At 47.5% G+C, this 12948-nt stretch carries 2 protein-coding genes; both read right to left on the bottom strand.

The window, feature by feature from the left end; translation table 11 throughout:
* Positions 1–63: 63 nt before the first annotated feature.
* Positions 64–5709, bottom strand: coding sequence for a T9SS type A sorting domain-containing protein (locus tag IE164_RS02955; protein WP_189628687.1), 5646 nt, complete (start codon positions 5707–5709; stop codon positions 64–66).
* 237 nt (positions 5710–5946) lie between these two features.
* The gene (locus IE164_RS02950) at positions 5947–12855 is read right to left on the bottom strand and encodes a DUF8202 domain-containing protein (protein WP_189628686.1); all 6909 of its coding nucleotides are present in this window, start codon (positions 12853–12855) and stop codon (positions 5947–5949) included.
* Positions 12856–12948 lie beyond the last annotated feature (93 nt).

Genomic DNA, 12948 nt, shown 5'->3' with positions numbered 1-12948 from the left:
GCAATTTTTTCCCAATATTGGAACAGCTACTTCATGGTGGGAAGTAATTTCGGGCAAATTTGGCTAATTGGTCACAATTAACCGCTCCGTTAGCCTTTTGCCTTCTGCTGTTTTTATAGTTACCAAGTATACTCCTTGCGAGAAAATACTTGCCTCAGCTGTGTACTCGCTCTTATCAGTGTTGAGTTTTTCACTAATAAGCACCTGTCCTTGCATGCTTATAACGGACAGATGGGCTGTTGTGTTTGATGGAACTTTATATTCTATGATAACTTTTTCGTCTTTTCTAACTGGGTTTGGTCTTATGCTCAGTCGATATTCCGCATTGTGGATTATTAAAACGCTTTTGGTTTCAGTATGGCTATAATTTCCGTTGTAATCGTACTGCTTGAGTCGATAGAAGTTTCTACCTGGCTCCGGAGAGCGGTCAGTAAACTTATACCGTATTACCATAGCACTGTTTCCGGCACCTTCAATTTCACCAATGGACTCAAAGGTTTCACCATTGGTACTTCTTTCTATAGAGAAGTGAGAGTTATTGGTTTCCGAACTGGTCGTCCATGAAAGGAATACCTGATCGGAAATGGCAGAGGCATTGAAAGAAAGTAGCTCAATTGGAAGGGCATATGCTTCATAAGAGGCCAGGGTAAAGAACTGCCCGTCAGTAAAGTTGTATTGGAAGGTAATGGTTTTGTTCACCGCATCAACGGAGCTAGATGTAATGGCGGTTTCGCCACTAGAGAAATCCCCGTCTGAATCTACCAACATTACCACCTGGTTGAGGTTGTTTGTGGCAAGCCCGGAAGGACCACTTACGTTAGATAAGTCGAAGGTAATGGTTGTAGTTCCCACGGTGCCTGTTTCTTGCACTCTCCACTCGCGGTTAAGCCTGCTGCTATAACTGGCCCGGTTAAACTCTTCGTTGTCCGGGTTTTCAATGGCTGCATTGTCGTTGGCCCAAAGTAAGAAGGAGTTATCCGTTCCGAAAGAGGCCACTTGCATGGTTACCATGGCATCGTCATTTTCACTTTTGGAGATGGTTTGCGCCAGGCAGCTTCCATCATCCCTACCAATGCCTGCAATATCGCTATTGTAGCTAGTGTTTTCGCTCCAGTCCCAAAAAATGGTGCTTCCGTCTGAGGCCAGATAGTCTTGTTCCGAAGCGCCCAGCGAAGCTACATCGCGTGTAATTCCATACTTCAGTGCCAGATAAGATTCTATTCGCTGACGCTCAGTTGCAGTAAGAATTTCGCTGAAGACCAGTACCTCGGCAATACGTCCACTGAGTTGAGAGCTCACGTTTCCGTCCACGTGGTTGCCTATGGCCCAGGTGGTTGCTGCATTAAGAGCCGTATTAGAGGAGGTATTAGACAGTGAGTTTACGCTGGCCGAATTGGCATATAGGTTTACAGCTCCCGATGCGGCCTGCTCCCGCGTTACGGTTGTAATAAACGGCTCTAAAGTGTTATACAAAGGAGAGGTTCCCGATCGAGCGGTTAATGTTGAGTTGTTATCCAGGTTGGCGTGCAGTCGGCCAGAGGCTATACCCACACCATAATCGGTGGTAACTGAGTTGGTTCCTGTGCTTAAGAAAACCGGAGCATCTTCAAAGTCAGTAGAAGAGCCAAAGGCCTGACCTGATTTAAAGACAACAATAATAGACATGTCGCCACTTACAGAATGACTGCCCGAGGTTTGCATATAGACTCCATTGGTTGAGCTAGGGTCGTAGAAGCGAATACCCGGGTTAAAGTTAAATTCGTTGGTTTCGAATGTAGGTGATACCAGGCTAGAGCCGCCTAAATTGGCTGTAGCAGCATCTCGTGCGTTGCCGCTTTGGTCACTCCAACTGGTTATGTTGGCTCCATCAGTAGTGGTATTGGTCCCTTCATTGGCCCTGAGCCAGAGCTCAATATTGTCGCTCATTGAACCGGCAGCAGCGGTTACACCTCCAGGGCCACAACTTTCTCTGGCTGTACCCAGGGTAAAATACTCTGCATCACCAAAATCTATGTTGTTAAAAGTAATTACGTCTCCATCGAAAACACCGCCTGAGTATGTGCTGGCCGAAGAGAGATCTGAGGTTCCCGGAGTGAGCGAGTTTGGCCCTATGATGAGCTGATAGTCAGAGTTATTTCGGCTAGTGTAGCTGGTGAGTCCGGTAAGATCGAAGGAGATGGAGACATCACCTACTGTTCCGGTCTCATCAACCCTCCAAATAGTTCCTAACCGTTCGGTCACATTGCCCGGCAACTGACTTACGGTGTTAAATGGAGTGTTGGCTGCTCCACCGTCATTTCCCCAAATAAGGAAGGAGTTGTTGGCACTAAAGCTGTTCGTATTGGAGGCGTTAGAGGTGCTAATTTCTCCCAGACCCATGGTAACTATAGAGCCACTGTTAATACTTTTCGACTGTTTCTGTTCAAGGCATGCATTGTCGTCACGACCAATACCGGCAACATCACTATCGTATAGATCGTTGGCCGAAGTTCCGTCCCAAATAGTGGTGCCCGATGAGTTTACGTAATCTCTTGCGGTAGACTGGTCAAGGGTAATACCGTACTTTAGAGCCAAATAGGACTCAATCCTGTCGTTTTCGGCATCAGTTGGTCTGGCGTTGTAAGAGATTACCTCAGCTATGTTTCCATAGAATAGGGCAGAGGCCGGCCCGGCACCGTTGTTGGGTTCAAGGTCGCCAACAGAATAGGCTTCATCGCTTACGCTGACCAGACCGGAAGAGTTTGAGGCGTCTGTAATAACGGCCCCATTGAGATAAATGTCATTCGAAGTAGCTCCGGAATTATCTCTCACTTGGAAGAGCAGCGTTTCGCCTCCGTTAAACACGTAACTGGAGTTGTTGTAGTAGCGCACGTGGCGAGTTCCGCCACCGGTTACTCCAATGGCGTGACTGAGTATATCTCCAATGCCGAAAGCATTACCCATAATAAAACCACCCAGGTTTACATTGGCAGAAGCAGTGCTTGCATCGAAACCTAGTGGCGTTTGGAATACCGTATTGTCAATGTCGTTTGTTGGGGTTAAAACAAGGTAGTATCCGTTTGAATAGAAACCAGCGGAACCGTCCAGTCTGTCATTGGTTCCATCAAAATCAATAGCCGGATTAAAGTTTATAGCATTCGAAAGGAAGCTCGGTGGGTTACCGGCATCAGTGGCATCATTGCTTCCAGCCCTGTCGGCCCAGGTAGTAACGGAAGCCCCGTTGGTCAGGGTATTAGGTCCCAGGTTGGCTTTCAACCATAAGTTTAGGTTGGAAGTAACTCCTCCCGGCCCGCAAGTAATGAATCCGGTTCCAAGAGAGAAGTATTCACCATTTTCAAAGGCTATATTTTCAAAGGTTAGTGTGTTGCCCGATACCGTACCGCCCGTAATGACTCGCGCACTTGTGAAGGCTCCACCAGATGAGTTGCCGGCAATAATAAGGCTGTAATCATCTTGACCCGGACTGCCTGAGACTGATAATTCAGAAAGATCGAACGAGATGGTCACATTACCGGAAGAATTGGTTTCGGCTACCCTCCATATTCGCTCAATACGCTGCTGAACGGTTGGGGGTACATCAGAAGTTTCGGTATCGGTCACTGCGGCTCCGTCATTTCCCCAAATCAACCAGGTATTGTCTTTAGGGAAAGATGTGGATCGACTCATTGTAATGATGGAGTTGAGGTTTTCGCTTCTTGATTGTAGTTGCTCAAGTTCAGAGCCATCGTCACGTCCAATTCCGGCTATGTCGTTGTTGTATTCCAGATAGCCGCCAATAGAGGCCGCTGCTGAGGTGTTGAATATTATGTTGCCATTGGAATTGTAATAACTGATGGCTGTAGACTGATCTAGGGTAATACCATATTTAATGGCCAGGTAGCTTTCAATTCTTCTTCTTTGGGTTACCGGAAAGGTGCTGGGTTCATTACAGTAAATGAACTCAGAGATTTGACCTCTGAATGAGTTTACATTGGTATCTGTAGTGGTATCATCGAATTGGGTGCCATCACCGCTTCCGGCTCCACCCAGTACAATGTCTCCACTGGAATGATCATATAGGAGCCCAACATTAGAAATACTTCCTATGCTTTGCCCGTTTAAGTAGGCCGTGAGAGTACCGGTGCCGGAGCTGTTTCCGTTCAGTTCTAAAGTAACAATGTATTCCGTACTGGCGCTTAAGGTACTGCTTGAAATGGTAGTTACGTTGGCTCCATTGTTCCAGGGAGCACCCGACCCGTCAGAGTTTCGGTTCCAGGCGGTTACATGCAAGTTGCCTGAACGCATGTAAATATTTATGCCTCGAGTTTCATCGCCTTGCTCGTAAATCACCTGGCGGTTGGTAAAGCCGAATGCATTACCGGTTCTAAAGGCAATGTTGATACCTTTTTTAGTGTAGAACGAAGAAGAGTTGAAGTCTTCGTTGTTTCCTGTGGTTAGAGAGGTTGAGGAAGTGGTAAAATCAACAGTTTGGTTGAAATTGATTTGGCTGGTGGTGAGTCGGTAGGTGGGTGTTCCGGCTCCGGTAGAAAAGTCATGACCACCGGTCCAGTGGTCTTCCCACAACGACACGGACGAACCTTCGGTATTATTGGTCACCTCATCGGTTTCATTAGCCTTAAGCCAGGTGGCCAATGGTTGCTTATAGCCTCCGGGGCCTACGGCTGGGGTAAGGCAGTTGTCTGAAGATACGGCTGCTGTTACTCCGGCTACCAGGTCTAGCCCGCCCTCGCTTGCCAGGGTGGTAGAAGGAAAGGTAGAGATATCGGTCAGGTCATGAGAGGCTGCACTTACATCATAGCCAAAAAGCGAGTATCCGTATACCACCTGATTGGCTGTAATGCCCAACTCCGTAAACGAAACCGCTACACCTTGCACCGTTTGGGCCGACTGCCCCCTGTTGGTACCAATGTCCAGAAGTGGAAGTGGGTCATCGCCAAAATTTTGTCTCCTGAGAATAAGAAAGTTGTCAAAAGAAGAGCCTGTTCCCGGCCAGTCGGCATCTTCAACAGCCACCAGACTAGTGAACTCGTCCGGATCGCCATTCGCATCGAGTGAGGTAATGGCAGCCATTTGGAAACGGTCATTGCCTCCTCGTTCAATTACCGGGAATATGGCATTGTCCGGTTCACAAGTGGTTATACCTGTGTACCAAATAATGTCCACTCGTTCGGTCTGTGCCTGAATGGTTCCTGCTCCTTCATCATCTTCATTGACAAGAATGTTGTCGTAGCCCGAGTTAATATTTCTGTTTTTATAGATAAGGTCAGCATCTTCAACAGCATCGGGGCCAAGGTCAATGTCTTCTAGCCCACCGCCAGGTACGGGAATTGGATTTATGAGTTCGTACCAAATGTTAATGAACCGGCTACCGTCTGTCCTTCGAATGGCCACTGTATCGGGCACAAGAAAGTTGTCATATGTTGTACCCGAAACCACATATGAGGTAACTCTGATGTTATTGTTTTGCCCGTTATTTACGCGGTATTCATTATTGGCCACTACGTTGTTTCCTCCTACATCGGCCGCATCGCTGGGAGCGGTGGCAGTGTAGTTGGTAGAAGTACCGGTAATGTTGGTAGTGTTGATGGTGGAAATGCCGGTCTGCGCAAAAGATATGCAAAGGCCGCTCAGTGCAAATAGAGTGACTAAAGAAACCCTTGTTGCATTGAAAAGTGAAAGCAAGTAGTATTTGAACAGCTTAGTAGCCATTTTTCTCCTTTTGGCCACGGATAGGGAGTAGTTTTCCCACCATGGTCTTCAACCATTTGTTTATTATTCATTAAGTGGTCTGAATTCTTGGGTCGAGTCGAAATGCAGATTATTAGTGGTGATCTGCAAAAAATTATCGGTGAAAGGGCTGTAAAGATGGGTAAATTTCAAGACATAACAATAGCCCAAAGTAATATTTCTACTCTTTGGTCGTTTTGGTCGACTACTCGTGTTGCTTTATCTTACAATAAGCTGCTTGGTCAGTGTTTGGCTTCCGGCTCTCAAACGAACAAAATACAGGCCGGGTGCCAATCCGCTAATATCGAGCTGACGGGTCTCTCCGGTCACCGATTCTGTATGGTCAACAACCACCTGACTCTGACTATTAAAAATGCTGATTTGTATCCTGGTGGCGTTAGAGTCTACGCTATATCGGTAGTTGAGTAGTCGGCTACTATTAGGGTTGGGGAAGATCGTTAGTGTAAGGTTTTTTTCAACGGGCACCAGAACTCCTCGAATTTCGCTGTAGCTAAAAGTTCCTCCAAAATCAGTTTGCTTCAGTCGGTAAAAATATTTCCCTGCCCTCACATTATTGTCCAGGTATTTATATCGATTCACTTCTTCTGAGCTGCCCGCTCCTTCTATTTGCTCAATGTCTTCAAAATCAAGGCCATTAGTGCTTCGTTGAACTGTGAAGTAAGCATTGTTGGTTTCTGAGGTAGTAATCCAGCTCAGTTCTACACCATCTACATGGTTGCGCACATCAAAGCGAAGGAGCTCTATTGGCAGAGCATCTACTTCTTCAGAGCCTAAGGTAAAGTAATAACCGGTTGTACCATCAAAATCCACATTGAAGGTTACTGTTTCATTTACTGCGTCAATGGACGCTGGAGAAACCAATGTTACACCAGAGCTAAAATCTCCATCGGTAGTGATCATCAGGCGCACTTGAGTGAGGTTATTATCACCCAGTGGTGTGCCGGTTATGTCCTGTAAATCGAAAGTAACGGATACGGTGCCCACGGTGCCGGTTTCCTGGGCCTGCCATTCACGGTTGAGGCGGCTGTTAATTCCGGCCGGCCTTTCGTTGTTATTGGGCGATTCGATGGGCGCGTTGTCATTTCCCCAAATAAAATAGGAGTCGTTGTCGACAAACGAGGCAATGGCTATGTCTACAATGGCATCATTATTCTCGCTTTTTGAATGGGTTTGATTAAAGCATGAAAGGTCATCGCGCCCAATGCCGGCTATGTCGTTAAAGTATGTAGCTCCTCTGGCGGCATAGTCCCAAACAACTCCACCGTCAGCCGCTACATAGTCACCCTCCCGAATGGCACCGGAAATGATTTCGTTGGTGGTGCCATCGTTATCGTTGTTGTTGGTTCGGGTAATGCCATACTTTAGCGCAAGGTAGCTTTCTACTCTAGCCAACTCTTCGGCTGTTAATACCGATGAGAACACGATTACCTCTGCAATGTTACCCTGAAACTGAGCCTCATTGTCATAGTCTTTCTGATTTCCTATGGCCCAGGAATCTGGTTCATCCAGGGCCACGGCATCGGAAGTGCCATTGCCTACATTGAGACTGTTTACATAAAGAGCTACTGCACCAGATGCTGCCTGCACGCGTGTGCCGGTAGCAATATAGGGCTCGCCATCATTATATGTGGTGGTACTTCGGGCAGTGAATGTGTTGGTGTTGGCTGCATTAAATACTACCTCTCCCTGGTAAACCCCCAGCCCGTAGTCGTCCGATGCGGTATTGTCTTCTGCCCCGATTAAAGCCGGGGTGTTATCAATCTGATCATTGGTTCCCTGGTTTTGGTTGGTGGTAAACACGGCAACCAAAGACATGTCGCCATCTACAGTGTTGGTCGATGTGCCTGTTTGTAAATAGGAGTTGTTGGTGGTGTTTTGGTCAGAGAAGAATATGGCAGGGTTGTAGTTGATTACTTCGGTGTTATATACTGGTTCAATTACAGATCCTCCACCACCATTGTTTTCGGAAGCGTTTCTGTTGAAGGTAGTTTGATCGTTCCACTGCAAGGTGTTGTCGCCATTGGAGGCAAGGGTAGTGCCGGCATCGGAGTATACTTCCTGATCGGCTCTTAACCAAAGGGCCAGATTGGTATTCACTCCACCCGGACCACACTGTTCTATCACTCCCAAAGTAAAATACTCGCCATCGGCCAGATCAATGCCCGAAAAACTTAAGGTTGTACCATTGAAGGTTCCTCCTGAAACCAACGTGGCTCCAGACATGGTTCCTCCGCTTCCACTCCCGGCAATGAGCAGACGGAAGTCCGAGGCATCAGTGCCATAACCCAATCCGTTGAGGTCGAACTGTATTTCGGTTTCACCTACGTTGCCCGTGTCTTCAACTCTCCAAATGCGCTCCATGCGCTCGGCTATAGTGGCGGGTACATCAGAAGTTTCGGCAGTAGCCTGGGCAGTGGTTCCACCATCATTGCCCCATACCAGGTAGTCTCCGTTGTCGTCAAATACATTAATGTTATCGGCATTTAAAGTTTCTACAGACCCTAAACCAATGGCTATTATGTCATCTGAATTAATGCTCCGCGATTGTTTTTGGCTAAAGCAACTTATGTCGTCTCTTCCTATACCGGCAATGTCATTGTTAAAGCCGGCATTGGTAGTGGCATCCCAAATCACCGTAGTTCCATCAGACCACAAGTAGTTGGTAGCTGTGGTTTGATCTAGTGTAATACCATACTTAATGGCCAGGTAGCTGGCCACCTGCTGTCTTTGCGTGGCAGTAAGTTCATCATTAAACATAATTACCTCGGATATACTACCGTCTAGAAAGGCATTTGGTGTAGTGTTGTTGGAGGTTCCGGAACCACTTGGAGAGGCCCCAAGGAAAATTACATTGTTTGAGCTTTGATAGGTAGAACCGGGTAAGTCTGTGTCGGTTGTACCCAAATCAAGACTGTAGTTGTAGTCGGTAGCGTCTTTAAAAGCCACATGAATATTGGCTTGATCATAAGTGATGCTCCTGCTGGCATAGTCGGTTCCGCTGTTGTTGCTGGTGTAATCGTCTTTGTGATAATAGATTTCGGTAGTGTTGTTGTTTCTGGCAAGTCCCCAACCATTAGGCCAGTCGAATGAGGCTGTTTTCATCACAAACGGTGCCCAGCTATCAGAGCCCGACCCAATGGAGCCCACCAGAAATACAGCTTGTTCATCGGGGCTTTGGTTAGTTCCGTCAGCAATTTGCATGTTGTCTGAGTTGGCCGCAGTAAAGTCAATGGATGGATTAAAGTTTAAATTGTTCTCGTTGTATACCGGGGCGTTAGTAGCTGAGGCATTGAAAGAATTGCCCGACTGGTCTCCCCAACTGGTCACATCTGAGGCATCGGTAGTGGTATTGGTACCCTGGTCGGCCCGAAGCCAGAGCTGGAGGTTGGTAGAAACTCCTCCCGGGCCACATTGCTCAGAGGCTACTCCCAAGGTAAAGTAATCTCCATCGCTAAGGTTCACATTGTTGAAGGTTAATACAGTGCCGTTGAATGTTCCTCCCGTAATGGTTGAACCTGCTTCTAAAGAGGTGTTGTCGCCTCCATTGGCTACAATGAGTTGGTAATCTCCAGCGTCTGTGGAGTATCCGGTTAGTCCGGTAAGGTCGAAGGATATATCTGTGGCCCCAACAGTACCCGTTTCTTGTGCTCTCCATACCCTGAGCATTCGCTCCGTTACCGTGCCGGGAGTTCCGTTGGTGGTTCTGCTGGCATATTCGGTGCTTGCTCCATCGCTGCCCCAGGTAAAGAAACTAAGGTCACTGGCAAAAGAGTTAGGGTTAGAGGCATTGTTAGTGGCTATTTCACCCAAGCCTACAGTTAGTATAGCATCACTATTGACAGATCTTGACTGCTTTTGCTCCAGGCAGGTGTCATCATCACGCCCTATGCCGGCTATATTTGAAACAAAACCCGTGTCATCGCTATAGTCGAATACAATGGTGCTGCCATCGGAAGCTACATAGTCTCCCTCAACCACACTTCCCGATATGGTTTCGTTGATTACGGCATCGGCATCGTTGTCATTGGTCAGGGTTGTTCCGTACTTAATGGCCAGGTAACTGCGTATTTTTTGAGCATCCAGTTCGGAGATATCTTCATTGTATACAATTACCTCCTGCATGTCTCCAAAGAACCTACGTCCGGAGTTGTTATCGAGCCCGTTGGACTGAGATTGACGACCAATGGATACAGGGCCCTGATTAGAGCCATGAGTGCTGGCCTCTGATATGCCGGAGTCGTCTATATCTATATCTACCCCAGTGCTCGTGTTTTCTGTAAAACCATCTACTTTATAGGTTTTGGTGTCGGCAGTTCCGGCATTGGTATTGATGTCTCCCTCAGCAATAAAGTTGCTGGCTGTCGGAGAAATGTTGAAGTTGTCCTTACCATCAGCGACTATATTTCCCCGGTCGGCATAGGCCGCTATTCCGTATGCTGATGCATTGACGCTTCCGAAGTTAACAATCCATTTGTTGTTTCGGTCGCCCCCGGTAAGCGTATTCTCGGGTTGAACGGATGAAAACATATGGGCTCCGCCATTGGCGGCCGGAGCAAAAATGTAATTGCTCCCCAGGTTGAACCCTATATCGTTGGTACCGGCTCCCCAGTTTAGACCCGGGTTAAAGTTTACATCGGTTTCTACCCAGGTTGGTGCTCTGTTAGTTGTGCCTCCATCGTTGGTCGCATCAAAATTATTTCTGCTTTGGTCTCCCCAGGTTTCTACGGTTTGGCCGTTGGTGGCGGCTGTGGTTCCGGTGTTGTAGGTTTCGGCATCGGCCTTTAGCCAAAGAGAGAGTCCGTCTTGCACATTGCCGGGAGTACAGATAAAAAACTGAGTTCCCAAAGTAAAGTATTGAAGATCGGAGAGGTTTACGTTAGTAAAGGTTATTACATCGCCACTGAATGTGCCTCCTGTAACTACCGTAGCACTGGAGAAATCTCCTCCCGAAGATGCTCCGGCTATCAGCAGCGAAAAATCATCTGCATTAGTCCCTAAGCCAAGACCTGTCAAATCAAACGATACATCGGTAACACCTACAGAGTTTTCTTCGGCCACGCGCCAAACACGTGGAAGTCTCTCATTGATGACATCGGGCTTGGTCACTGCTCTGCTTGGTGTTGTAGATCCACCATCGTTACCCCAAATGAGCCAGGTATCGTCCGTACCAATGGCGCTGTTTCTATCCATGCGTACAATGCTGCCGGAATTCTCGCTCTGAGAGCTTAGTTGTATAAACTCAGACTCATCGTCTCTGCCAATGCCTGCAATGTCGTTGTTGTATTCTAAGAATCCACCCGATGAGGCGTTGATAGTGGTGTTGAAAATCACGCTTCCTGCAGAGTTTACATAGTTTACAGGAGTACTTTGGTCTAGGGTTATGCCATACTTCAGTGCCAGATAGCTTTCGATTCGGTTGCGCTGCGAACTGCTGAAACCACTGGGCTCGTTGCAATAAATAATTTCTGGTATGCTACCGTAAAACGATGCCGCTGCCGTGGTGCCATCATCATAAAGAGAGCCTCCGGCCACATCGCCAATTCCGATGTCGTCACCGTGGGCATAAAGCAGACCAACTCCTGAAAGAGTACCTATCGATTGGCCGTTTAGATAAACCCTCATACTGCCGGTAGTGGTGTTGTTACCATCTAGCTCTATAGTGACAATGTATTCTGTGTCTGTAGATATGGAAGACGATACGGTATTGAACGACCACGGGGAACCTGCTCCGTCAGAAGCTTCGTTCCAGGCTCCAACGTAAAGGGTACCGCTTCTTAAGTAAACGTTGAGCCCGCGGGTAGCGCCTCCCTGCTCATATATTTGCTGCTTTACGGTTACGTCATCTCCCGTACGAAAGGCTATGTTAATGCTCTTTCTTTCGTAAGAGGTTGCGGTGTTGAAGTCTGTATTATCGGCTATTTGAAGCCCGGTTTCAGTGGCCGACAGAAAGTCGATAGTGGGGTTAAAATTAATATCCTGAAGAGCACTGGCTGTGCCATCTCGGTAAGTTGGCGAGGTCCCCAGTGTGGTAGCGTCATGGTCGCCCAAGAACTGATCTTGCCAGTCGGTTACGTTACTTCCGTCAGTGGAAGTGGTAACTCCTACGTTGGCTTTGAGCCAGGTGTTGAGTGCTGCTTTGTAGCCTCCCGGCCCGGTGGCCTTTCTTAGATTATCGTCACTGGCCACGGCTGTAGAAATACCGGCAATAAGGTCTAGTCCGGAACCTGAACCTGTGTTGGTTGGGTAGTTGGTTGCGTTGCTGAAGTCTACCAGATCGCTGCCTGTTACTGTGACGTCATCTCCAAAAATGGAGTATCCGTAAACGATCTCGTCAGCCCCAATACCAAACTCTGTAAAGTCTATGGCTGTGCCATGGAGTACCTGTGACCCTAATACGGTTTGTGGTAGTGGGTTGGACGTGGCGTCTTGTCTTCGCATAACAATAGACGTATGGTTTTGTCCAAGACTACCCCAGTCTCCATCATTATCTCTCACCCTAACCACTGTTGGGTAATAGTCGTTGGGTACCCCGTTGGCATCTAAGCCTCTAATGGCTGCCACGCGGATGTCGTCATTTCCTCCTCGCTCTACTATGGGAAAAACCGCGTTGGCCGGAGTAGAGGTTACAATGCCCGAAAAGTAGATCACATCTACCCGCTCCACATTGGCAAAGTTGGTGGCTGAGTTTACCAATATATTGTCGTATCCGGCATTGGAAAGGCCACTTTGATAGAGAGCCTCTTCATTGTCCTGCTGTTCGGGTTGAATGTTTATTTCATCCGGATTTGGACCGGTATCTAAACTGCCATATTCATAAAAGATGATGAGCTGCCTGCCGGCATCGGTGCGCTGAATAATTAGCGTATCAGGAAGTACAAAGTTATTGTAGGTGGTGGTACCTAGTGTATAGCTGGTAATGAATTGGTTTTGCGTTTGACCATAGCGAACGGTATAGGTGGTGTTGGGAGAAATTCCTCCACTGGCATCGGAAGGGGAAGTGGCAGTATAACTGGAAGTGGTAAGGCCAGTGGTTACATTGTTGAAGGTGGCGCTGGTAATGGCCGTTTGACCTGACAGCTCGTCAACATAGCAAAGCAATATAAGCACACTTGCAAAGGCAAGCCTCTGAAATCTTTTGAAAGATTCAAATACCAAGTCTGTAGTGTTTAGGTGACGACTAAATGTTAAACATTAGGTCGA

The organism is Roseivirga thermotolerans (assembly GCF_014653175.1).
Classification (GTDB): domain Bacteria; phylum Bacteroidota; class Bacteroidia; order Cytophagales; family Cyclobacteriaceae; genus Roseivirga; species Roseivirga thermotolerans.
This window is presented reverse-complemented; position numbering and strand designations above follow the sequence as displayed.

Excerpts from the sequence above, each read along its gene's own strand:
- IE164_RS02955 (WP_189628687.1), bottom strand. The coding sequence starts at position 5,709 with ATGGCTACTAAGCTGTTCAAATACTACTTGCTTTCACTTTTCAATGCA.